This window comes from Klebsiella sp. CTHL.F3a (genome assembly GCF_019890895.1).
In the GTDB taxonomy this organism is placed as follows: domain Bacteria; phylum Pseudomonadota; class Gammaproteobacteria; order Enterobacterales; family Enterobacteriaceae; genus Klebsiella; species Klebsiella grimontii.
In genome coordinates this window covers 123,943-147,394 of sequence record NZ_CP082360.1, presented here as the reverse complement: position 1 = coordinate 147,394, position 23,452 = coordinate 123,943, and the positions used below count along the sequence as shown (strand labels likewise).

The window sequence follows — 23,452 nt, the reverse complement described above, 5'->3', positions numbered from 1 at the left end:
GACAAGGGCCCGCAGCGGGCCCTTTTTTACGCCTGCTGGCGGGCGGCGATCAGGGCATCCGCCTGGGCTTTGATCACCGGCCAGACCGCGTCAATGGTCATGTCGGCGACGTTAGTCTCTTCGCAGACAATTTGTCTGGCCTTGTCATAACCCGGCGCCCAGATGGTATAGCCTGGCAAACCGGTATCTTTGAGTTTACGTTTGTTGTAAACCGCCACCATGGGCTTGTCGAACGCGCGAGCAATATGCACGATGGCGGTATCCGCCGTAATCACCAGATCGCAGTGGCGAACAATCTCAACCGCTGAATTAATATTGCTATCAGGCAGATGCAGCGCCGTTTCCAGATTAAGCTGACGAATTTTCTCGCTATGCCCGACCATCACGACGCTGATTTTATAAGGGAGCGTATATAAGCGCTCAATCAGGGCAGAAACCTGATGACGGCAAAAGTCTTTATCCGTTGAGGCGGTAAACGGGTTTATGGCAATACAGAGCTGACTCCCCTTGTGCTGAGCCATCAGTGTTTTGACTTTTTCCCGCTCAAAAGCATCGCCGGGCAGATGATAGTGGTAATGAGGGTGTTCTATGCCAAATAGCCTGGCGACGGCTTTATAGCGGGCGGAAATATGGCTGCTGCTATCCAGAAAAGGGATGGAGTGATCGTAAAGTTTATATTCTTGTTTATTAAAACCGATAACACAGCCAGGCTGCAAATCAGCCAGCAGTTTAAAACGCTCGTAGGTTTTCACATCATCAAAATCAACAACCGCGTCAAATCCTGCCGCACGCAGTGCGTTTAACGGCATCCGCGGCTGATATAAATAGACCTGCTCAAGAAAATCCGCGCCGGCAAGCATCTGCTTACAGACCGGCCCGGTCAGCACAGAAACCTTATAGCCCCGATCGGCTAAAAGCTTTGCGCAGCCGGTCGTTACGACCATATCCCCAACTTTGTCATCCAGGCGCAATAATAAAACATGCTGAATCTTCGCGGAATTAAAGGGCTGGCGTGCGCTTTTATTTCTGTAACGATAGTTAATTAAATTAAACTTAATTTCGCGGAAGAAGGCATTTTTCTTCCGCGTAAACTGCTTCACGATACGCATACGGTACCTGGTTGTGATCTTTTATCGCTGTGTGAGTTTCTGTTGGTAATACTCCGCCAACGTCATTCCCTTCACCTGCGGCGCCAGCCAGCTGAAAAAAGCGTCCAGATCGGCATATAAGCGCTCGATATCCTGCTCGTTTTTAAACGTTGGGCTGCCGCCGGGCATGTACTCTGAAGAGTGGAGCATATATTCGACGTAGTCATTACCCTGAGTCAACGTTTGTTCGACCACTTTTTTCATCGTCTCAACGTTACCGCCCATCGGACGCAGCCAGTGTACCGACGGCGAGCGTACTTTGCCGCGCAGGCGATCGTAGCCCTGCTTCAGGCTATTCATCCACGCGGAGTGCTTGTACTGAATGCTCATAGGCACTTCCAGCAGCGATGATTGCCCTTCACGACGGATATCATTCTCGTCAAGAAAATAGGCGTGCTGCGGGAAATGACGATAATCGGTGCCGCCGTCGCCCTGCGGCGCGCCTTTCGCCGTCTTCCAGTTCACTCTCGGGGTAACCGAGCAATCCACCAGATAACCATACTCCACCAGCAGACGCGCGTAGCGCTCATCAAACGCCCACCGCCCGGCGCGATGGCTGACCATTTTGGTTTGGAAGGTGTCCTCCAGCAGACGGGTCATATAGTCGACTTTTGCCCGCATCGCCGCATCGCTGTACTCGATCAAATACGGTTTATGTCGCCAGTCGTCATCGGTGAGCGGATCGGTCGGCGGGCTGTTCCACGCGTGGAGATGCATACCAATTTCCGCGGTACCCCGGGCGATCGTATCTTTGGCAAATTCGATATAAACCGGGTCGATAGCCATTTCATAGTTGGTCAACCAGACCGGTTTAAAACCATACTTTTCGCAAAGCTGCTGAAAACGCGGTAGATAGCGCGCATTCTCGGTGGTGATGCTGTCATGTTTTTGCCAGAGGTTATCACCCTCTGTATCAATCGTGATGAGAAATGCGGGTTTGTGCACGAAAACGTCCTCAGGCCATACGTATCGGGTCATGGTAGAGCAAGACAAGGCTTCTCTCAATCTATCTGATCCCCTAGAATCGGAGCCCTGACCCTGAATGAAGAACAGAGAATGACGCCTGAAACCCGCACTTCCGGCCGCGTGAACCCGGCGCGAATCCTGGTTATTAAGCTTCGCCATCATGGCGATATGTTATTGATAACGCCGCTTATTCATGCGCTTAAGCAGCAATATCCCGCCGCCTGCGTGGATGTGCTGCTTTATGAAGAAACGCGGGATATGCTCGCAGCGAATACGGATATCCGCCACATTTACGGCATTGACCGGCGCTGGAAAAAACAGGGCGCTGGCCATCAGCTGAAGATGGAGTGGCGGCTGATTCGCACGCTCCGCCAGCAGCGCTACGATATGGTGCTCAATCTTGCCGATCAGTGGCCCAGCGCGATCATCACCAAACTGACCGGGGCGGCCATCCGTATCGGCTTTGACTTTCCGAAGCGTCGCCACCCGGCCTGGCGTTTTTGCCATACCGCCCTCGCCTCAACCGAGCGGCATAACCAGCTGCATACCGTGCAGCAGAATCTGTCGATTCTGGCGCCGCTTGGACTGGATATTGCTGACGCGCCGGCGAAGATGGGCTACAGCGAGCAGGACTGGCGCGCCAGCCGCGCGCTGCTGCCGGAAGGATTTCAGGATAACTATATCGTCATTCAGCCGACCTCCCGCTGGTTCTTTAAGTGCTGGCGCGAAGCGCGAATGAGCGCCCTGATAAACGCGCTTTCTGAAGCAGGCTACCCGGTCGTGCTGACCTCCGGCCCTGACGCCAGAGAGAAGCAGATGATCGACACCATTATGGCGGGCTGCCCCAATGCTCGCCTGCACTCCCTCGCCGGGCTGCTCACCCTGCGCCAGCTGGCGTCCGTCATCGACCATGCCCGCCTGTTCATCGGCGTCGACTCGGTGCCGATGCATATGGCCGCCGCGCTCGGTACGCCGCTGGTGGCGCTATTTGGCCCCTCCAAGCTCACCTTCTGGCGTCCATGGCAGGCGCAGGGCGAGGTGATTTGGGCGGGTGATTTCGGATCGATTCCCGATCCTGACGACATTGATACCAACACCAACGAACGCTTTCTCGATTTAATCCCCACCGACGCGGTCATCGCGGCGGCGAAAAAGGTACTGGCATGAGTAAATTCAGGCTGGCTCTGGTACGCCAGAAGTATCGCCCGGACGGCGGTGCGGAGCGCTTTGTCTCCCGCGCGCTGGAAGCCCTCGACGACAGCGATCTTGAACTGAACGTCATCACCCGCGAGTGGCAGGGGCCGGTGAAGCCCGAGTGGAACATCCACATCTGCAATCCGCGCAAGTGGGGGCGGATCAGCCGCGAGCGTGGGTTTGCCGACGCCGCCCGCCAGCTCTGGCAGCGCGAAGCCTTCGATCTGGTGCAAAGCCATGAGCGTATACCCGGCTGCGACCTGTACCGCGCCGGAGACGGCGTACACCGCCGCTGGCTGCAGCAGCGCTCGCGCATTTTGCCCGGCTGGAAAAGCCGCCTGCTGTTTGCCGACCGCTACCATCGCTATGTGATGCAGGCCGAGCGCGACATGTACCAGGACTCGCACCTGCGCGGCGTTATCTGCAACGCGGAGATGATTAAACGCGAGATTATTGAAGACTTCGGCCTGCCGGCGGAAAAAATTCACGTCATCTATAACGCTATTGATAACCAGCGTTTTCTGCCGCCGACGGAAGAAGCCTTTACCGCGCTGCGCGCCAAATGGAATCTGCCGATCCAGGCAACCTGCCTGATTTACGTCGGCTCCGGCTTTGAGCGCAAGGGGCTGGATGCGGCGATCCGCGCCATCGCGCCGACCAACCGCTATCTTCTGGTGGTGGGCAAAGATAAAGAGCAGAGTCGCTATCAGCAGCTGGCGAAAACGCTCAACTGCGAGGAACGGGTGCGCTTTTTCGGCATGCAGTCGGAAACCCTGCCATTCTATCAGATGGCCGACGCCCTGCTGCTGCCGACGCTTTACGATCCGTTCCCCAACGTCATTCTCGAAGCGATGGCCTGCGGCCTGCCGGTGATTACGACTACCGGCTGCGGCGGCGCGGAGTTTATCGTTCAGGGCAGCAACGGCTACGTTTGCGATGCGCTGGATATCCCGGCCCTGCAGGAGTCGGTTAACGCCCTGCCTGCTCGGGCTTTGGGTTCTGCAGAAGGCCAGCGCGCCCGCGAGCGGATCATGACCTGCACCAGCGAACGGCTCTCGGCACAGCTGCTCTCCCTCTATCAGGATTTGGTGAAATAACGATGCGCATACTGTTTGTTATCGACGGCCTGCCCGGCGGCGGCGCGGAAAAAGTCGTGCTGACGCTGGCAGCGCATTTTAGCAGCCAGGGTGAACAGGTATCGCTTTTTTCCCTACGCGATGTCTGCGAGTATCCGCTACCGGCGGGGCTGGATTATCAGGTCATCGCCGACCGCTGCCGCAAACCCTGGCGCAAACTCACCGAGCTATCCCGGCGCGCGCGCCAGCTTGATGCGGCAATCGAGAAAGCAGAACAGCAGGGCCGTTTCGATCTGGTGCTCTCCAATCTACATAAAACCGACCGCATCGTCTCCCGCAGCCGCCTGCTGAACGGGCGCAACGTCTGGTTCTGCCTGCACGGCGTGTTCTCCACGTCCTATCTCGGACACCGCAGCGGTTTTAACCGCTGGATGAAAAAGCAGAAGATCGGGCGCGTTTATCAGGGACGCAATGTCGTTACCGTCTCCGATGCGGTCGGTCAAGACCTGGTCGAGCAGTTCGCCATTCGCCCCGCCCAGCTTAAAACGATTTATAACCCGTTTGATATCGCCGCCCTGCGCGCCGCGGCCGAAGAGCCCAGCCAGCGACCCGACGGCGACTATATTATTCACGTCGGCCGCTTCCACCCCGGCAAACGGCACGACCGCTTGATTGAGGCCTATGCGCAAAGCGGTATCGACGCGCCGCTGGTGCTGCTGGGGCAGGGCAAACCGGAACAAGAGCAGCGCCTGCGCCAGCTGGCGCAGGCGCTACAGGTTGCCGATCGCGTCCTGTTTAAAGGCTTCCAGAAAAACCCGCTGCCGTGGATCAAAGGCGCGCGGATGCTGGTCCTCAGCTCCGATAGCGAAGGCTTTGGCAACGTGGTGGTTGAGGCGCTGCTGCTGGATACGCCGGTCGCCAGCACCCGCTGCCCGGGCGGCGTGACCGAGATCCTCACCGGCGAGCTGTCGCGCGGCCTGGCGGATCTCAACAGCCCGGCGCTGGCTCAGACGATGCAAAGCATTTACCATAGCCCGCCGGCCATCGACGCAGCGGCGCTGGAGAAGTTCAGCGTGGCATCGATTTGTCAGCAGTATCGTCAGCTGCGCAGCGCCTGACGCCGTTATTCAACCAGGATCGAATGAGTTATGAGTCAAACGCCTTTACTAAGCATCGTAGCCGCCGTCTATAACGGCGAAAAATTCCTTGCGCAATTCTTTGAGTGCCTTGAGCAACAGCAGCTGGAAAGCTATGAACTGATCCTGGTGAACGACGGGTCGACGGACGGCAGCCTTGCGGTTATCGACCAGTGGAAAGAGCGCCTGCAAAACGTGCTCGTGCTGGAGCAGGAAAACCAGGGCGTGTCGGTGGCGCGCAATACCGGCCTCGCCGCGGCGACCGGTAAGTACCTGACCTTCCCGGATATCGACGATAAGCTTTACCCGGGCATGTACCGTACGCTTCTGGAGATGGCGGAAAAGGGCAATCTTGACGTCGCCACCTGCAACGGCCGCTACGTCTACGAGACGAAAAAAGATATCCATCCTATTTTTCCGCTGGACCGGCTGCAGTCGACGGGCGTTTTGCCCGGCCACGTCTGGTTAAAGCAGGCGCTGGATTCTCGTAAGTTCCTGCATGTCACCTGGCTCAATATCTACCGCCGCGAGTTTATCGCCAGCCACCACTTCCATTTTGAGCCTGGCCTGCGCCATCAGGATATTCCCTGGACCACCGAAGTGCTGCTGGCGGCAGAACGCGTGCAGTACACCAGCGAACAGTTCTACGACTACTATATTCACTCGGAATCGGTATCGCATAAGCCGGACAACGACGACACGCTGATGCGTTCAGCGCGCCACTACATGAAGATTCTGGAGATGCTGGACGCCATCAACCAGCGCTATCCGGACAAGGTTCGCGATATTTCCGCCTGCCGCTGGCAGATCGCCAAAGAGGGGCTGGGAATTATTCATACCTTCGATAGCATGAAAGATGAGTCAAAAAAGCATATTATCATTAAAGAGTTTTTCGACCGCGGCATCTGGCGCCTGATCTGGAAAAACGCCCGTACGTTCCGTCTACGCTGGCGTCTTGGACGCCGCTATCTGCGCATCAAGCGCTATCGCGACGCGGCTTAATACTGAATCCCTTAGTTTCCGCCAAAGAGATAGCTTTACGCGGGTTAAATGCTTAGAATTTGCCCGCAAAAACATAAATACGGATAAATCGCTTGGAATTGCTTTATACCGCCCTACTTTACCTCATTCAGCCGCTGGTGTGGCTGCGACTGCTGTTACGCAGCCGTAAGGCCCCTGCCTATCGTAAACGCTGGAAGGAACGTTATGGCTTCTGCCAGAACAAGGTAGAACCGGGTGGCATCCTGCTGCATTCCGTTTCCGTTGGCGAAACCCTGGCGGCGATTCCGCTGGTGCGCGCGCTACGCCACCGTTACCCCTATCTGCCAATCACCGTCACCACCATGACGCCAACTGGCTCTGAACGCGCCATGTCCGCTTTCGGCAAAGACGTGCATCACGTCTATCTGCCTTACGATCTGCCCGGCGCGATGAACCGCTTCTTCAACACCGTTCAGCCGAAGCTGGTTATCGTCATGGAAACCGAACTCTGGCCGAACATGGTCGCCACGCTGCACAAGCGTAAAATCCCGCTGGTGATCGCCAACGCTCGCCTCTCCGAACGGTCGGCGAAAGGCTATGCCAAACTGGGGAAATTTATGCGTCGGCTGCTAAGCCGCATTACCCTTATCGCCGCGCAGAACGAAGAAGACGCTAGCCGCTTTATCGCCCTTGGCCTGAAACGCAATCAGTTGGCGGTCACCGGCAGCCTGAAGTTTGATATTTCGGTCACGCCGGAGCTGGCGGCTCGCGCCATCACCCTACGCCGCCAGTGGGCGCCCCACCGCCAGGTGTGGATTGCCACCAGCACCCACGACGGCGAAGAACAAATTATTATTCAGGCGCATAAAAAGCTGCTCGAGCGTTTCCCCAACCTGCTGCTGATCCTTGTCCCTCGCCATCCGGAGCGCTTCAGCGACGCCCGCGAGATGGTGCAGAAAGCGGGAATGAGCTACACCCTGCGCAGCACCGGCGAAATCCCATCGAACAGTACCCAAGTGGTGATTGGCGATACCATGGGCGAGCTGATGCTGCTGTACGGTATTGCCGACCTCGCGTTTGTCGGCGGCAGCCTGGTAGAACGCGGCGGCCATAACCCGCTGGAGCCCGCCGCCCATGCGATACCGGTACTGATGGGTCCGTACACGTTCAACTTCAAAGATATCTGCGCCAAGCTGCAGCAGGACGATGGACTGATTACCGTCACCGACGCCGACTCGCTGGTAACGCAGGTGTCTAACCTGCTAACCGATGAAGATTACCGTCTGTGGTACGGCCGTCACGCGGTGGAAGTTCTGCACCAAAACCAGGGCGCGCTCTCCCGTCTGCTACAGTTACTACAACCCTACCTGCCGCAGCGGAGCCACTAATGTCGCCTCGCCTCTCGGTCGTGATGATCGCCAAAAACGCGGCGGATCTGCTGCCTGATTGTCTGGCCTCGGTAAGCTGGGCCGATGAGATAGTGCTGCTGGATTCCGGCAGCAACGACAATACCGTCGAACTCGCCCGCAGCCAGGGCGTTCAGGTACATATCAACCGCGACTGGCAGGGCTACGGCATTCAGCGCCAGCGCGCCCAGGCCTACGCCACCGGCGACTACGTGCTGATGATCGATACCGACGAGCGCGTGACCCCGGAGCTTGAGCAGTCCATCCGCAGCGTGCTGGCCGCGCCGCAAACCGGCGCGATATACAGCATCGCCCGGCGCAACTATTTCCTTGGCCGCTTTATGCGCCACAGCGGATGGTACCCCGACCGCGTGATGCGCCTGTACGAACGCGACCGTTACCGCTATAACGATAATCTGGTCCACGAATCTCTCGACGCCCAGGGCGCGCAGGTTATCGAACTCGCGGGCGACCTGCTGCATCTGACCTGCCGCGATTTTTCCGGCTTTCAGCAAAAGCAGTTGGCCTACGCCGCCGCCTGGGCGCAGGAGCGCCATCAAAGAGGGAAGAAGACCTCGCTGGCCGCTATCTTCGGCCATACGCTGGGCGCTTTTGTTAAAACGCTGCTGCTGCGCGGGGGCTTTCTGGATGGGAAACAAGGTTGGCTGCTGGCGGTGGTCAACGCGCAATATACGTTTAATAAATACACCGAGCTGTGGGCCCTGAGCCGCGGCTACTCGGAGAAAGTGTCATTATGAGCACAAAAGCGATCTATCCGGGAACCTTCGACCCTATCACCAACGGCCATATCGATATCGTCACCCGCGCGGCCAGCATGTTCGATAAAGTGCTGCTGGCTATCGCCGCCAGCCCGAGCAAAAAGCCGATGTTCACTCTCGACGAGCGCATCGCGCTGGCCACCCAGGCAACGGCGCATCTGGTCAACGTTGAGGTTATTGGCTTCAGCGATTTAATGGCCAACTTCGCCCGCGCGCAGCAGGCGAATATTTTAATTCGCGGCCTGCGGGCGGTGGCGGATTTTGAATATGAGATGCAGCTAGCGCATATGAACCGTCATTTGATGCCGACGCTGGAGAGCGTGTTTCTGATGCCGTGCAAAGAGTGGTCGTTTATCTCCTCTTCGCTGGTAAAAGAAGTGGCGCGCCACCAGGGCGATGTCTCTCACTTTCTGCCGGCAAACGTTCACCAGGCGCTACTGAAGAAGCTGTAGTAAAGTTTTTTACCCATGCACTCCCCCGCTCGCGCTGCGCTTAGCGGGCTATCTCCGTTGCCGCCCTGTAGCCCGGCTAAGCGCAGCGCGAGCCGGGTTCACGGTAACCCCCGCACTTTACTTCTGACACTGGCGGCAATAAAACGTCGCCCGCTGGGCGTGCTTACTGCCGATAACCGGCGTCCCGCAAATGCGGCACGGCTCGCCCTTGCGGCCATACACCTGCAGCTCTTGGGCAAAGTAGCCCGGTTTACCGTCGCTTTGCAGGAAATCTTTCAGCGTCGTCCCGCCCTGTTCGATGGAGCGCAGCAGGACCAGCTTAATCACTTTCACCAGCTGCTCGCACTCCTCCCGCGATAGAGAAGAAGCCAGCCTGTCGGGATGAATGCCCGCCGAAAAGAGCGATTCGCTGGCGTAGATATTGCCCACCCCGACCACCAGCTTATTATCCATTAGCCAGGGCTTAATCGCGGTTTTCTTCTTCGCGCACTTCGCCTGCAGATAATCGGCGTTGAACTCATCGCTCAGCGGCTCCGGCCCCAGATGCGCCAGCACCGGATGGCCTTGCAGCTCTTTAGTCCACAGCCAGGCGCCAAAGCGGCGCGGATCGGTATAGCGCAGGACCTTGCCGTTACTCATCACCAGGTCTACGTGATCGTGTTTTTCCGCGGGCAGCTCTTCGCTGAGGATACGCAGGCTGCCGGACATGCCGAGGTGGACGATAATCCAGCCGTCGGGCAGCTCCAGCAGCAGATATTTAGCACGGCGGCGTACGCTGAGCACCGGAACGTCGCTCAGACGATAGATCTCTTCAGAAACGGGCCAGCGCAGGCGCCCGTTGCGCACAACGGCGTGCAGGATGGTGGCTCCCACCAGGTGCGGCTCAATGCCGCGGCGACTGGTTTCTACTTCAGGTAATTCAGGCATATTTTTCTCATGTTAAAACAGCAGGCGCCCCTATTTTACCTCTTTCAGGAGGTAACGAAGCGTTTAGTGCTGAAAATTCACTCGGATAGTTATTCTCCTGCCGTCAGGCTGCGGCTTGAATTTCCAGCGCCAAAACATATCGATCGCCCGTGCATCATACTCTTCCACTTCGCTGCTTTTGCTCACCAGCACCAGCGTCGGAGCGCCATTTTTATCAATATCAACGCTCAGCTCAGCGCGTTTGTCTCCTTGCGCCTGCGGCGTCTTCCATTCAACGTTGAAGAAAGGCGCGTTTAACACCTCATTCCGATCGATATCAACCGCCATACTCACCGGAAAGTCACCGGCAACAATGGTTTCATGACGGTCCAGCATTTTGCTCGCCGGTAAGATGTCTCCGGCCTTTGCGGTATCTTCACCTTTCGCTCTTTCCCCGAGGATATCGACATAATCCGCGTACACTTTTGCTGAAAGAATCGCATTACGTTCACCCATGCCAACCCGCATCAGCAGCTTAGTTTTGATATCGGCTAATTTCTGCTCGGTATCCGCGACGAGGGGCTGTAGCAACAGGGAATAGATCATCGCACCAATGTACAGCTCGGGGTCATGCTCGGCCCACAGACTACCCCAGGCCATCCATACCTGCGGGTCTTCCGGAGCCAGCGCCAGCAGCTGTGCCCACGTTGCCCGATTCTCTTCAAAAGAAGCAAAGCTCTTTCGCAGCGCCAGATCCTTCAATAGCGGCGCGTAGTACGGATGCGTATCAACCAGGGCCTCCATCGCCTCGGTCATTTCAGTGAAGGCTTCCATTCGGCTTTTGGTACTTTTATCCCGCTTTTTGAAGTAGACGAGCTGCAAATTTCGCGCCTCTTCCGCGCTGAGCTTCTTCTGCGGAAAGAGCGCTTTCATCCGGGTGAATTGCGCGGTCATCTCTTGCGCGGCAGTTTCCATCCCGGCTTTATTATGCCGGGCCGCCAGCCGGGCGATACGCATCGCCCGTGTTTCCATCTCCCGATAGTGTTCCTCAGGAGGCAGACGATCGCTGATAAACGTCACTGGTATCAGCAAACGCCTTCCCTGCGGGTTAGCGTGAAAACGCCACTGCTGCGCGTAGTGCAGCGCAGCCTTATCAAACTCTGGAACGCCGCTACTGCATTCAACCACCACGTTTAACAGATCGCCGCTAACGTGAGTATCCACCGAGAGCACCGTCGTCGCCGACTTGATAAATTTATATATCGCCGGATAGAGCATCGGAGACAACGTCTCTTTGGCGATTCCATATCTTTCGGCCTCAATACTCACGTGTCCGGGAAAGCGCTCGTTAACCGGGCTGACGCTATGCACAGGGCCTTGTTTAAACAGGATCGGTTTCGATAAAGGCAGTACCTTACCAGCCTCACCCTTTTCCGAGGCATAGCTGTCCAGTGGCAAATCGCAGGAATGGCTCTGCATTCTGGCCCGCAGAATTTGCAGGATTTGCCGATCTTCTGCCGGCATTTGCGCGATATACTCCTCTAACCGCTGCTGTAGCGCAGGCTGGCGCGGGCTATCCTTCAGGCCCTCCGCCATCAATAATCCGCTGGTGATGCTTTGCGTAAGCGGCTGAAACTGCGAATTTCGCACCCGCTCATCATCCCGGGACTGAATCAGCGCTAATGCCCAACCCAGCCAGGCGTCAGGGTTTTCCGGCACAATAGCGATTGCCCGACGAAACGCGCTTTCAGCCAGCGATTTATTGGCATCCGTGGCCAGCGTCAGGACGGCCGCAGCCAGCGTCAGATCGCCACGGTCCGGCATCCAGGACAAATAATCATCCATCTTCGGAAGGGCTTTTGCCTCTTGCTCAGGATAGCCCAATGCCTGTTGCCAGAACGCATCGGCAGCGGCGGCATCTTCTTCACTCCAGCCAAGCGGCAGCTCCGCCAGCGGTCTTTTCTGCGCGAGAAATTGCTCAATAATCTGATGCTGATTAAACGGCTCTCCGCCCAGGGTTATCTGAATAAAACGGGCATGGCGATCATAGAGAAATCCCTGCCAGGCGGGTGATTCCAGCTGATTCATACTGTGCCAGCGCCGCTGGTTCTGCTCGCCGATGGGGACATTGAATAACGTGATCCCCACGACAAAAACAACCTGCGCCACGGCGGCTGCCAGATAACCTTTATTACGCCGGGTAACCGCCACCCACATCAGGGCGGAAAAATAGAGCATTCCCCCCAGCCACAGGCCATAGAGATATAAACGCTGGGGGTCGTTGAGCACCGCAGGTAAAAGCGAAAGCTTATCCACCAACATAAAGGGTGCAGACCAGAGAAAGAGCACCATATTCGGCGCGACAAAAAGCGCAATCAAAGACAAGATAACCAGCAGGTATTTTAACTTCGGCGTAATCATCTATGGCTTACTCCGAAAAATCGCCAGCAACCCCATCACGGTTATCCAGACAAAAATCAGGATTAACGCCGCGTTATCGTACCAGGCATGCCAGGGACCGCTCAGTTGGGTAAAATTGCGCGCTAATATGGCCATCACCAGCGTACTAATAAGAGCCAGGGCGCCATGCCATACAAACGAAGGGACTTTGCCGCGAATATTGCGCCACAGCAGCGTTAACGGCCCCGGCACGGCTGGCTGCCGAGGAACCGCGGCGGCTGACGCCGCATGAGGCTGCCGTTTTACAGGCGCAGGACGCGGGCGAATGGTTTGCGTCCTTTTATGCAGCTTCGCCTGTTTTACCCCCTCGGTAAGCTGTTTTTCACGCGCACACACCAGGCACGGCATTCCGGCGAAATGCTGATGCTTCTGACTACAGAGAATAATTTTTTGCGTGCTGCGTAGCGCATAAGGACGCAGCACCTGCGCCCATTCATCGGCGGAAGGACGTCGGGAGGCTGAATCGCTAAAAGCGCGATCGAACAGCTTACGAAGCTCGAGCGGCAAGAGATGGTGAGTGCTGGCCGGTACCGGGGCGATACTGTTTGCGGCATCAATGCCATAGGCGTAGCAGCCCACGGCAATACGCCCTGATAAATCATCAGGCACCTTCGCCGTTTGTGAACGGCCGCTATAGGGATGGATACCGTGGTTAAGCAGTTGGAAAATAATGACTGCCAGAGAAAAGCGATCCTGAGCCTCTTCCTGTTCTCCGGGTACTTGCCCGATGCGCTGAAACTCCGGCGCCAGGTAATCCGCCGTAAACTGCCCGGCCGGGAAACGTTCACCGACGCCCTGGATGCTAAAGCCATCGCAGTCCAGCAGCGCGATATAGAGGCTGTCACGATAAAACCGCAGGTTGATCGGCTTCATGTCGATCACCCGGTGCTGCCGAGCGTGCAGCGCGGATACCAGGGTTGCGAGGTTACAGGCCAGGCTCACTTTTGCGCCGATGCCTTCCGGCAGATTCTGCGCCTTCGCCTGCCGCGCCTGTAAAATGTACTCCAGCTCAATGGTGCGCTGGGTATCCAGAACAGGCATAACAAAACCAACGACGCGCCTGCGCTCATCGAAAAGCAAATAATCAGGCCATGCCAGCTGAACAATCGCCTCATCTTCTGTCGGCGCAGGGATTTCCGGGCGCTGCGCCAGCATAGCGCCGAGCTTACGCTGGTAATAACCGGTATCGGTATGGGGATGGTAAATTTTGGCAACGCGGTCCGGGTCATCCGCCAGGAAATAGACGCTACCCGCACCGCCGCTCTTGATGAGTTTCCCCAGACGTACCGCGCGGCGCTGCTCGGTATAGCAGGTCGCAACCTTTTTATGCTTCATGACGCAGAGCTACCAGAAGCGTCTTGTCATCACCGGTTATCGCCCAGGAGCGCGGATCGTCAAGCGTGGCGCATATCGCTTCGCTCCCTTTAACCTCGGAGACCTGCTGTAAATAGCGCAAAACAGGATCCATAAAAGGAGAGAACAGCGCATCGCCGCGCCGGTTTAGCGCGAACGGCTGCACGCCGTCAGACATCATCACCAGCTGCGTGGCGCGACCAGCAAACTGGCTGATACGTAAATGGTCTCGCCAGTCGTGACTGGTAAGAAACCAGGTCTGGTTAGCGTATTCTCCGTTCTCAGGTAAAGAGAAGTGCTCATCAGCATCAATATGCAACGCTGCAACACCGTCGCCGATATGTAGCATCACTGAGGCACTCTCCCCGAGCCACGCGGCCACAACAGTACAGGCAAAATCGCCTGCGGAGCGTTCCCGCTCTTGCGCCTGGCTCAGAATGGTCTTGCGCACGCTCTCCACCAGAGTAGACAGCTGATTTTCATCGGGTACGGCGGTAAATTTTACCAGCCCCTCAACCAGCTCCCGGCTGACCAAAGCCGCCCCCTGTTCGCCATACGCGGCGGAGCCTGCGCCGTCACAAACGACGGCCACCAGGCGATCGCCCAAATTGCGATAGCAAAAAGCATCCTGACAGGGTAGGTTATTTTGTCGGTGGCTGCTGCCAATGACCGACGAAGCGTAAACGCGCCAGCTCATGGCATCAGACCGAAATTTCTGACCAGCTATCCGTCGGCGGCAGCTGTGCTTTACCGCCCGGCGTCGACTGCGAAACGACCTGCATACTGGCGCTCAGCCAGAGGAACAGCTCGCGGAACTGCAATCCTTTTAGCTGCTTCACGCCGTTAATGCCGCTACGGCTGAAGTGGCCCATTGATTCAGTGGCTTCTTTTCCTACGCTAATCGGGAATACGGCGACTTTGTTTGCCGCCTGCGCTTCGCGACACTCCTGCGCCGCGGCTTGCCAGTTGTCCGTAGGCTCGCCGTCCGACATCAAAAACAGCCATGGCCGGGTATAGGGTACACCAGCTGCTTTCAGACGCTGTTTTTCTGCCTCGATTTCGCTCAGCGCCAGGCTAACGGCCTGCCCGGTTGGCGTCAGTCCATTGGCTTCAAGTACGGGAGCCGTGAAGTCCATCGCATCACACCAGTCGCCATACAGTTCACATTCATCATAACCGCCGTATTTAATCACCAGCAGGCGGACGCGTTTAGCCGCGATGACATCCTGCTTCAGCTCTTCTTCCAGGAGCTTAAGCCCCTGATTGAGCTGAGCCATAGGTTGGCCGTCCATACTACCGGAACAATCGAGAACCAAAATTAAAGGCGTGCGCTGTTCACTATTATCAATAAATGAAACATCCGGAATTAAAGATGCCATAACAATCCCTGTCGGTGGTTTTCTGTACCGGCAGGATAAACACCTCATGCACTCAAGACAAGAAAAACCATCTCATTCATATAGTTAATGATTGAAAGGAAAACATGGACGACTGATTAATACTGAGGGAGGGCTATAAAATGGAAACAAAAAACCCCGCCGAGGCGGGGTTTTTCTTTACAAGGAATCTAAAATTATTTGATTTTAGCTTCTTTGTATAAAACGTGCTGACGGACAACTGGATCGAACTTTTTCAGTTCCAGTTTTTCCGGCTTAGTACGTTTGTTCTTCGTGGTGGTATAGAAGTGACCAGTACCAGCAGAAGAAACCAGCTTGATTTTCTCACGAATACCTTTAGCCATGACTTATTTCCTCTAAGTACTTAGTACTTTTCGCCACGGGCACGCAGTTCGGACAGAACTGTATCGATGCCTTTCTTATCAATAACACGCATACCTTTAGCAGATACGCGCAGGGTGACAAAACGCTTCTCGCTCTCAACCCAGAAACGGTGAGAGTGCAGGTTCGGCAGGAAACGGCGTTTAGTCGCGTTCAGTGCGTGGGAACGGTTGTTACCGGTCACCGGACGCTTGCCAGTAACTTGGCAGACTCGGGACATGTCTATTCTCCAAAAATCAAATTAGCTCGAGCTTCGTATGGGGTATTGGCGCCTCGTCAGGCTTTACAGCCCGGTCATCGCATAGTTCTATTGAACTCTCGATTGCCAGGCCCAAATGCCAAACCCGAGATTCTCAAAGGTGGCGTAGTATACGCTGACTCGGCGATGTGCTCAAGTCCCGAACAGACAAAGATCCCGATGGATCGCGCGATCGGGGCTAAATCCAGCCGCGTTCAGCAAAAGATACGTACGCTCCGCGGCCGATTACAAGGTGATCAAGCACACGTATATCCATGAATCGACAACATTTTATCACTCTTTCGGTAATCAACCTGTCGGCCTTGCTCGGCTCAGGACTACCGGATGGATGATTATGTGCCAGGATCACCGCGGCGGCGTTCACTTTGATGGCTTCGCGTACGATTTCTCGCGGATGCACCTCAACGTGGCTAAGAGTACCAGAAAAAAGTCGGCTATGTTTCAATACCCGGTTCTGATTGTCTAAAAAGATCACCATGAAGATCTCGCGCTCTTCGTCGGCTAACTGACTTTGCAGAAATTCCCGCGTCATCGATGGGGTAACCAGCGAGGGTTCTTCGGTCATTCGCAGACTAAAATAGCGTCGCGCCAGTTCAGCAATCCCTTTTAGCTGCGCATATTTCGCCAGGCCAATGCCTTCGACCTCGGCAAACTGCGACTCCTCCGCCGATAACAGGCCGTACAGCGAGCCAAAACGCTGCAGCAACTCGCGCGAAAACGTCATCACATCCTGCGTGCGGGTACCGGTACGTAAAAATAGCGCCAACAGCTCAATATCCGACAAAACTTCGATACCGTAGCGCTGCATCTTTTCCCTCGGCATCAGGGATTCTTGTATTTCCATCGCGGCCTCTCCTTCCCACTCCGCGCTATCCTGGCACAGCCTTTTTGCGCCGCCGATACGCAAGTTTTGTCCCTGCGTGGCGCCTCGCAAAGTGAATCTCTACCAGGCACACGATGCCGTGAGGATTGTGATAAGATGCGCGAATTCTGGTGTACCGCAACAGGAAAAAATCATGATGAGTCTGGCTGGTAAAAAGATCGTTCTTGGCGTGAGCGGCGGCATTGCCGCCTATAAAACGCCGGAACTGGTGCGCCGCCTGCGTGACCGCGGCGCGGATGTCCGCGTCGCCATGACGGAAGCCGCAAAAGCCTTTATTACGCCGTTAAGTTTACAGGCGGTATCCGGTTATCCGGTATCCGACAGCCTGCTCGACCCGGCCGCCGAAGCGGCAATGGGCCATATTGAGCTGGGGAAATGGGCTGACCTGGTCATTCTTGCCCCCGCCACCGCCGACTTAATCGCCCGCATCGCGGCAGGCATGGCCAACGATCTCGTCTCGACGATCTGTCTCGCTACGCCGTCGCCGGTCGCCGTCTTGCCCGCCATGAACCAGCAGATGTATCGCGCCGCCGCCACCCAGCATAATCTTGGCGTCATCGCCGCACGCGGCCTGCTGGTCTGGGGCCCGGACAGCGGCAGCCAGGCCTGCGGCGATATTGGCCCAGGGCGGATGCTCGACCCGCTGACCATTGTGGATATGGCCGCGCAGCATTTCTCTCCTGTCAAAGATTTGCAACATCTGAACATCATGATTACCGCGGGCCCCACCCGGGAGCCGCTGGATCCGGTGCGTTATATCACCAACCACAGTTCTGGTAAGATGGGCTTCGCGATTGCCGCCGCCGCCGCGCGCCGCGGAGCGAACGTCACGCTGGTGAGCGGCCCGGTTTCGCTGCCTACGCCGCCGTTTGTACACAGAATTGATGTCACAACCGCGCTGGAAATGGAAGCCGCGGTGCAAAACAGCGCGTCTCAACAGCAGATTTTTATTGGCTGTGCGGCAGTCGCCGACTACCGCGCGGTTGCCATCGCCGAAGAAAAAATTAAAAAACAAGGTGATGAATTAACCCTGAAAATGGTTAAAAATCCGGATATCGTCGCAGGGGTCGCTGCGCTTAAGGCCAACCGCCCTTACGTCGTTGGGTTTGCCGCCGAAACAAATAATGTGGAAGAATACGCACGGCAAAAGCGAGCCCGCAAAAATCTTGATCTGATTTGCGCAAATGATGTTTCACAGCCAAATCAAGGATTTAACAGCGACAGCAATGCATTACACCTTTTCTGGCAGGAAGGAGATAAGCGCTTACCACTTGAGCGCAAGGAACTCCTGGGCCAATTATTACTCGACGAGATCGTTACCCGTTATGATGAAAAAAATCGACGTTAAGATTCTGGACCCGCGCGTTGGTCAGCAATTTCCGCTGCCGACCTATGCCACCTCCGGCTCCGCCGGACTTGACCTGCGAGCCTGTCTCGATGACGCCGTAGAGCTGGCTCCCGGCGCAACCACCCTCGTGCCAACCGGACTGGCGATTCATATTGCCGATCCTTCTCTGGCCGCGGTCATTCTCCCACGCTCCGGGCTGGGCCATAAGCACGGTGTCGTACTGGGTAACCTGGTCGGTCTGATTGATTCTGACTATCAGGGCCAGCTGATGGTTTCCGTCTGGAACCGCAGCCAGCAGAGCTTCATCATCGAACCCGGCGAGCGCATCGCGCAAATGGTGTTTGTGCCTGTTGTGCAGGCGGAATTTAACCTGGTGGAAGATTTTGACGCCACCGATCGCGGCGAAGGCGGCTTCGGCCACTCAGGGCGTCAATAAGCCCGGCGTTAGACAAAAACCTTTCGGGGCGTCGCCGGCAAAAAGGCAGCCTGAAGGATGAAGTGGAACCAGCATCGCAAAGCGCACTAATGCAATAACATCACCGCAGGCCACAGCTTGCGGTCGCTTTGTGGGTGCCTGCCTGACAAGTGCTTTTTTTCAGGGGTATTTTAAAACATGGCAGAAAAACAAACTGCGAAAAGGAATCGTCGCGAAGAAATACTTCAATCTCTGGCGCTAATGCTTGAATCCAGCGATGGAAGTCAGCGCATTACCACAGCGAAACTGGCGGCGTCCGTTGGCGTATCCGAAGCGGCTCTGTATCGGCATTTCCCGAGCAAGACCCGCATGTTTGATAGCCTGATTGAATTTATTGAAGACAGCCTGATTACGCGCATCAATTTGATTTTAAAAGATGAAAAAGACACTTCAGCGCGCCTGCGGCTGATTGTTCTGTTGATTCTTGGGTTTGGCGAGCGTAATCCTGGGCTGACACGAATTCTGACCGGCCATGCGCTGATGTTTGAACAGGACCGGCTTCAGGGCCGTATCAATCAGCTGTTCGAGCGTATTGAAGTTCAGTTGCGTCAGGTGATGCGGGAAAAGAAAATGCGCGAAGGCGAAGGCTTTACCGTCGATGAGGCCCTGCTGGCCAGCCAGCTATTGGCCTTCTGCGAAGGGATGCTGTCGCGCTTTGTGCGCAGCGAATTTAAATATCGCCCGACGGACGATTTTGACACCCGCTGGCCGCTGGTCGCCGCCCAGCTGAAGTAATTATCGCCTGTCTCTATGCAGCCAGAAAGGCTGCATCTCTTCCCACAGGAACGTGATCCGCGTTGATATCCTGCAGCTCTCAGCGTAGCGGCTTGAATCAGCCCGGCGCCTGCCGGGCTGCGGTTTATACGCCGTACGCTTCGCGATAGGCGCGAACGGACGCCAGGTGTTCAGCCATTTCCGGTTTCTCTTCCAGATAGCTAATCAGGTCTTTCAGCGTCACGATGGAAATCACTTTACAGCCGTAGTCGCGCTCAACTTCCTGAATCGCGGAGATTTCGCCGCGTCCGCGTTCCTGACGATCCAGAGAGATCAGTACGCCGGCCAGCTCAGCACCGTTGGCCTGAATAATTTCCATCGATTCCCGAATCGCGGTGCCTGCGGTAATCACATCATCCACCAGCATCACGCGGCCCTGCAGCGCGCTCCCCACCAGGTTTCCACCCTCGCCGTGAGTCTTCGCCTCTTTGCGGTTAAAGCAGTAAGGCAGATCGCGGTCATGGTGTTCCGCCAGCGCGACCGCCGTGGTCGTGGCAATCGGAATGCCTTTATAGGCCGGGCCAAACAGCAGGTCAAAATCAATCCCGGAATCCACCAGCGCTTCGGCATAAAAACGGCCTAACAGAGCCAGATCGCGCCCGGTATTAAACAGGCCGGCGTTGAAGAAATAGGGGCTCTTGCGCCCGGATTTCAGCGTAAATTCGCCAAACTTAAGTACCTGCTTGTTAAGCGCAAACTCAATAAACTGGCGCTGATACGGTTTCATGGATTCGCTCCTCATCTTACTTTTCTACGGACAAAAAAAAGGCGACTTCTCAGTCGCCTTAAAAACTAGTTTTGCAACGCCGCTTTCTGCGTCGTGACAATGGATTCGATACCCCCCCGGGCCAATGCCAGCAGGGTGAGGAGTTCTTCATGGGTGAACGGCTCGCCTTCCGCCGTTCCCTGCACCTCAATGATGCGGCCATCTTCGGTCATCACCACGTTCATATCGGTTTCCGCCGCGGAATCTTCAACGTATTCCAGATCGCAAATCGCTTCGCCATTCACGATACCCACGGAGACCGCCGCCACCATTCCCTTCATCGGGTTGGTTTTCAGCTTACCGGCCGCGACCAGCTTATTCAGCGCATCGGCCAGCGCCACGCAGGCTCCGGTGATAGACGCGGTACGGGTGCCGCCGTCTGCCTGCAGCACGTCGCAGTCCAGCGTGATGGTGAACTCACCCAGCGCTTTCAGGTCAACTGCAGCGCGTAGCGCACGCGCGATCAGGCGCTGGATTTCCATGGTGCGTCCGCCCTGCTTACCTTTTGCGGCTTCACGCGCGTTACGCGTGTGGGTAGAACGCGGCAGCATGCCGTATTCAGCGGTGATCCACCCCTGGCCCTGGCCTTTCAGAAAGCGCGGCACGCCTTCGTCAATAGAAGCGGTGCACAATACTTTCGTGTCACCAAATTCGACCAGCACGGAGCCTTCTGCGTGTTTTGTGTAGTTACGGGTCAGGGTTACTGGGCGCACTTGATTAGCGCTACGGCCTGCTGGACGCATGGTGTTCTCCGGCTTGAAACGAATGTGGCTGCGCATTATACGGATAATGCGCGCTTATTCCTATCCTGATAAGGCCTCGAAAGCTATAATCCACCCCACTCTCCTTTAAAAACAGGAACGTCTATGATCCGCAGTATGACCGCCTACGCCCGGCGTGAAATCAAGGGTGAATGGGGTAGCGCCGCGTGGGAACTGCGCTCGGTAAACCAACGATATCTGGAAACCTACTTCCGCCTGCCGGAGCAGTTCCGTAGCCTGGAGCCCGTGGTGCGTGAACGTATTCGTTCCCGTCTGACCCGCGGTAAAGTCGAATGTACCCTGCGTTTTGAGCAGGACCCGAGCGCGCAGGGCGAGCTGATCCTCAACGAGAAACTGGCAAAGCAGCTGGTTAACGCCGCCAACTGGGTCAAAATGCAGAGCGACGAAGGCGAAATCAATCCAGTCGATATTCTGCGCTGGCCGGGCGTAATGTCAGCTCATGAGCAGGATCTGGACGCCATTGCCGCCGAAATCCTGGGCGCGTTAAACGGCGCGCTGGATGACTTTATCGTCGCCCGCGAAACCGAAGGCCAGGCGCTGAAAGCGCTGATCGAACAGCGTCTCGACGGCGTGACGGCCGAAGTGGCTAAAGTGCGCGCCCATATGCCGGAAATTTTACAGTGGCAACGCGAGCGTCTGGTTGCCAAGCTGGAAGATGCGGAAGTGCCGCTGGAAAACAACCGCCTCGAGCAGGAGCTGGTGCTGATGGCGCAGCGTATAGACGTCGCCGAAGAGCTGGATCGTCTGGAAGCACACGTGAAAGAAACGTGGAATATCCTGAAGAAGAAAGAAGCGGTCGGTCGCCGTCTCGACTTTATGATGCAAGAGTTCAACCGCGAGTCGAACACCCTGGCGTCTAAATCAATCAATGCCGAAGTGACGAACTCCGCCATTGAGCTGAAAGTGCTGATCGAACAAATGCGCGAGCAGATCCAGAACATCGAGTAACGGTTCCCCGCCCGCCACATCACGCTCAGACAAAAGGCCATGGTAAATCATGGCCTTTTATTTTCGCTGCGTTTCAGAAGACGTAGTTTTTGTCCAATATCCGGCAGGTTAAAAATGCCCCTGCGGCGCACAGCAGCGTAGGTGCCAGATAGCTGTGATCCATGTGGGTGAACTCCATCACCAGCGCGACCGCTGTGAGCGGCATCTGCATGGATGCGGCGAGAAACGCCGCCGCGCCGACGAGAGCAAAACTGCCGTAATCTCCGCCGGGAAGCAGCTGTTGCCAGAGCATACACAGCAGCAGGCTGGTCAGGCCGCCGACCGCCAGCCCCGGCGTCAGCAGGCCGCCTTCCGCACCGCCGCGCAGCACCGCCAGAATCACCACCATTTTTAGCGCCAGCAGCATCGCCGCCCCGGGGAAACCCAGTTCATCGTTGAGAGCCAGCTGCATAGGTCCTTTACCGTTTCCCGGAAGCTGGGGGAAATAGAGGCTGAGGACGGCGAGCAGAGAAAACGCCAGTAGACAGAAAACCGGCATCTGCCAGTTGCTTCGGACCCGCGAGCGCGCCGTGCTGGTCGCTTTGCGGAAGAGCCAGGCCCCGGCGCCAAGAATGGGGCCGGCGATAATTGCCCACCAGAGAAATGAATGCGGCAGGATGTCGGAAGCAAAATGGTATTGCGATTCCTCGCCTAACCCGAGCGTTGCCGTCCACGCGGCAATCGCCGAGGTAATCATCGCCGCCAGCGTTTTTTCCCAGCTAAACGACAGCAGCATGACCTCAAGGCTGAATAACGCACCGGCCAGCGGGACGTTATACACCGCCGCCAGGCCCGCACCGGCGCCGCAGGCAACCAGCGTTCGGGTTTCATCCGCCGTCAGCCCCAGCTTACGCGCCACCATCCCCGCTCCCAGCGCGCCCATTTCCCGGGGAGCCACTTCGCGACCAAGCGGAGAACCCAGCGCCACGGTGACAATCTGCAACAGGGCATGAATCGTTGTGGTACCCGCAGGCATTGGCACGGAAGGATTCGCCACCGCTGACGCTATTGAGACTCGCTTCTGCCCATAGCGCCCAAGGAGCCACCAGCCAAATCCTGCGATGGCTCCCCCCGCCACAATGGCCGAGATGCGACGAGGCCAGGATGAATCCGTGACGCCCTGTAAAAATGACTCCGCGCTCACGATCTGCCCGGGGCTGTAGCCAAAGGCCAGGTGCTGAATCGCGTGTAAAATCAGCGCCAGAACCATGCCTGATAGACCGGCAAGCAGCCCCGTCAGCACAACGGCAATCAGGCGGGTGAGATAGTTTTTATTGCCAGCTGCTACAGTCATTTTCTCAGGCCTTGAAGGAGGAAAATAAAAGGATAAAGGTTGAGAGTTAAACAACAGGTATTCATCGCGTTTTCAATACCGATACGCATCGACGGCTTTCACATTACTTTTTATAATCAATAAAAATGAATAAATGACAAATAAACCGTTAAATTCAGCCAATTTAAACCTATCGTGCATTAGTTTAATCAGGTTAAACGCATTCACTTTAGAAAATCTCAATCGTGATCCTGAGCACAAATCGTTAAC

The 23,452-nt window shown here is 56.2% G+C and carries 24 protein-coding genes; 11 read left to right on the top strand and 13 right to left on the bottom strand.

The annotated features are described in order from the left end of the window. Positions 1-26 precede the first annotated feature (26 nt). Entirely contained in the window at positions 27-1,109 is a 1,083-nt protein-coding gene (locus K7H21_RS00700; protein WP_004126617.1) for a glycosyltransferase family 9 protein, read from the bottom strand. Between the two features lie 21 nt (positions 1,110-1,130). Beyond that, complete coding sequence (locus K7H21_RS00695) at positions 1,131-2,093, bottom strand: polysaccharide deacetylase family protein (RefSeq protein ID WP_004126620.1); 963 nt, start codon at positions 2,091-2,093, stop codon at positions 1,131-1,133. Positions 2,094-2,204: 111 nt separating this feature from the next. Between K7H21_RS00695 and rfaQ the strand changes: the two genes are divergently transcribed. The 7 genes from rfaQ to coaD all read left to right on the top strand — a co-directional run bounded on the left by rfaQ (position 2,205) and on the right by coaD (position 9,138). After that, positions 2,205-3,281, top strand: a complete 1,077-nt coding sequence (gene rfaQ / locus K7H21_RS00690; protein ID WP_004126622.1) for a putative lipopolysaccharide heptosyltransferase III — start codon at positions 2,205-2,207, stop codon at positions 3,279-3,281. Beyond that, on the top strand, positions 3,278-4,405 hold the full coding sequence (locus K7H21_RS00685; protein ID WP_004126625.1) for a glycosyltransferase family 4 protein: 1,128 nt from the start codon (positions 3,278-3,280) through the stop codon (positions 4,403-4,405). Before rfaQ ends, K7H21_RS00685 begins: the two co-directional genes overlap by 4 nt. Before the next feature lie 2 nt (positions 4,406-4,407). Beyond that, a complete protein-coding gene (locus tag K7H21_RS00680) occupies positions 4,408-5,502 on the top strand; it encodes a glycosyltransferase (protein ID WP_087828414.1) in 1,095 nt (364 codons plus the stop codon). A gap of 30 nt (positions 5,503-5,532) precedes the next feature. Beyond that, positions 5,533-6,522 carry a glycosyltransferase gene (locus K7H21_RS00675; RefSeq protein WP_004126630.1) on the top strand — a complete coding sequence of 330 codons (990 nt, stop codon included), beginning with the start codon at positions 5,533-5,535 and terminating at the stop codon, positions 6,520-6,522. Between the two features lie 92 nt (positions 6,523-6,614). Next, positions 6,615-7,889: a lipid IV(A) 3-deoxy-D-manno-octulosonic acid transferase gene (gene waaA, locus K7H21_RS00670; protein ID WP_142480922.1), complete on the top strand. Its 1,275-nt coding sequence runs from the start codon at positions 6,615-6,617 to the stop codon at positions 7,887-7,889. Further along, positions 7,889-8,665 carry a glycosyltransferase family 2 protein gene (locus K7H21_RS00665; protein WP_004126637.1) on the top strand — a complete coding sequence of 259 codons (777 nt, stop codon included), beginning with the start codon at positions 7,889-7,891 and terminating at the stop codon, positions 8,663-8,665. The genes waaA and K7H21_RS00665 overlap by 1 nt, the downstream gene beginning before the upstream one ends. Then, positions 8,662-9,138, top strand: coding sequence for a pantetheine-phosphate adenylyltransferase (gene coaD / locus K7H21_RS00660; protein WP_004106901.1), 477 nt, complete (start codon positions 8,662-8,664; stop codon positions 9,136-9,138). The genes K7H21_RS00665 and coaD overlap by 4 nt, the downstream gene beginning before the upstream one ends. Before the next feature lie 117 nt (positions 9,139-9,255). Here coaD and mutM read toward each other — a convergent pair whose 3' ends face one another. The 8 genes from mutM to radC form a co-directional block, all read right to left on the bottom strand. Beyond that, positions 9,256-10,065 carry a bifunctional DNA-formamidopyrimidine glycosylase/DNA-(apurinic or apyrimidinic site) lyase gene (gene mutM / locus K7H21_RS00655; protein ID WP_049112648.1) on the bottom strand — a complete coding sequence of 270 codons (810 nt, stop codon included), beginning with the start codon at positions 10,063-10,065 and terminating at the stop codon, positions 9,256-9,258. Positions 10,066-10,128: 63 nt separating this feature from the next. Then, positions 10,129-12,465 (bottom strand): TonB family protein, encoded by a 2,337-nt coding sequence (locus K7H21_RS00650; protein WP_154902626.1) that lies wholly within the window; start codon positions 12,463-12,465, stop codon positions 10,129-10,131. Further along, entirely contained in the window at positions 12,466-13,839 is a 1,374-nt protein-coding gene (locus tag K7H21_RS00645) for a DNA-binding protein (RefSeq protein ID WP_123828658.1), read from the bottom strand. Next, the gene (locus tag K7H21_RS00640; protein ID WP_195322339.1) at positions 13,829-14,554 is read right to left on the bottom strand and encodes a PP2C family serine/threonine-protein phosphatase; all 726 of its coding nucleotides are present in this window, start codon (positions 14,552-14,554) and stop codon (positions 13,829-13,831) included. The genes K7H21_RS00645 and K7H21_RS00640 overlap by 11 nt, the downstream gene beginning before the upstream one ends. A 4-nt stretch (positions 14,555-14,558) precedes the next feature. Then, positions 14,559-15,236: a vWA domain-containing protein gene (locus K7H21_RS00635; protein WP_004126649.1), complete on the bottom strand. Its 678-nt coding sequence runs from the start codon at positions 15,234-15,236 to the stop codon at positions 14,559-14,561. A gap of 194 nt (positions 15,237-15,430) precedes the next feature. After that, positions 15,431-15,598, bottom strand: a complete 168-nt coding sequence (gene rpmG / locus K7H21_RS00630; RefSeq protein WP_003024094.1) for a 50S ribosomal protein L33 — start codon at positions 15,596-15,598, stop codon at positions 15,431-15,433. A gap of 20 nt (positions 15,599-15,618) precedes the next feature. Beyond that, a complete protein-coding gene (gene rpmB / locus K7H21_RS00625; RefSeq protein ID WP_002436699.1) occupies positions 15,619-15,855 on the bottom strand; it encodes a 50S ribosomal protein L28 in 237 nt (78 codons plus the stop codon). 217 nt (positions 15,856-16,072) lie between these two features. Then, positions 16,073-16,738 carry a RadC family protein gene (gene radC / locus K7H21_RS00620; RefSeq protein ID WP_004126657.1) on the bottom strand — a complete coding sequence of 222 codons (666 nt, stop codon included), beginning with the start codon at positions 16,736-16,738 and terminating at the stop codon, positions 16,073-16,075. A gap of 175 nt (positions 16,739-16,913) precedes the next feature. Here radC and coaBC point away from each other — a divergent pair, with 175 nt between their 5' ends. The 3 genes from coaBC to slmA all read left to right on the top strand — a co-directional run bounded on the left by coaBC (position 16,914) and on the right by slmA (position 19,335). Continuing rightward, positions 16,914-18,125 carry a bifunctional phosphopantothenoylcysteine decarboxylase/phosphopantothenate--cysteine ligase CoaBC gene (gene coaBC, locus K7H21_RS00615; RefSeq protein ID WP_071988288.1) on the top strand — a complete coding sequence of 404 codons (1,212 nt, stop codon included), beginning with the start codon at positions 16,914-16,916 and terminating at the stop codon, positions 18,123-18,125. Next, the gene (gene dut / locus K7H21_RS00610; protein ID WP_004126662.1) at positions 18,103-18,561 is read left to right on the top strand and encodes a dUTP diphosphatase; all 459 of its coding nucleotides are present in this window, start codon (positions 18,103-18,105) and stop codon (positions 18,559-18,561) included. The genes coaBC and dut overlap by 23 nt, the downstream gene beginning before the upstream one ends. A 177-nt stretch (positions 18,562-18,738) precedes the next feature. Continuing rightward, complete coding sequence (gene slmA, locus K7H21_RS00605; RefSeq protein ID WP_223035510.1) at positions 18,739-19,335, top strand: nucleoid occlusion factor SlmA; 597 nt, start codon at positions 18,739-18,741, stop codon at positions 19,333-19,335. 124 nt (positions 19,336-19,459) lie between these two features. On the opposite strand, the gene pyrE is transcribed toward slmA, so the two are convergent. Together pyrE and rph are read right to left on the bottom strand one after the other, a co-directional pair. Then, on the bottom strand, positions 19,460-20,101 hold the full coding sequence (gene pyrE / locus K7H21_RS00600) for an orotate phosphoribosyltransferase (protein WP_004126666.1): 642 nt from the start codon (positions 20,099-20,101) through the stop codon (positions 19,460-19,462). A gap of 65 nt (positions 20,102-20,166) precedes the next feature. Next, a complete protein-coding gene (gene rph / locus K7H21_RS00595; protein ID WP_004106921.1) occupies positions 20,167-20,883 on the bottom strand; it encodes a ribonuclease PH in 717 nt (238 codons plus the stop codon). 123 nt (positions 20,884-21,006) lie between these two features. Between rph and K7H21_RS00590 the strand changes: the two genes are divergently transcribed. Further along, positions 21,007-21,870: a YicC/YloC family endoribonuclease gene (locus K7H21_RS00590; protein WP_223035509.1), complete on the top strand. Its 864-nt coding sequence runs from the start codon at positions 21,007-21,009 to the stop codon at positions 21,868-21,870. A 73-nt stretch (positions 21,871-21,943) separates the two neighbouring features. Here K7H21_RS00590 and K7H21_RS00585 read toward each other — a convergent pair whose 3' ends face one another. Further along, the gene (locus K7H21_RS00585) at positions 21,944-23,203 is read right to left on the bottom strand and encodes a chloride channel protein (RefSeq protein WP_142471519.1); all 1,260 of its coding nucleotides are present in this window, start codon (positions 23,201-23,203) and stop codon (positions 21,944-21,946) included. Positions 23,204-23,452: the final 249 nt, after the last annotated feature.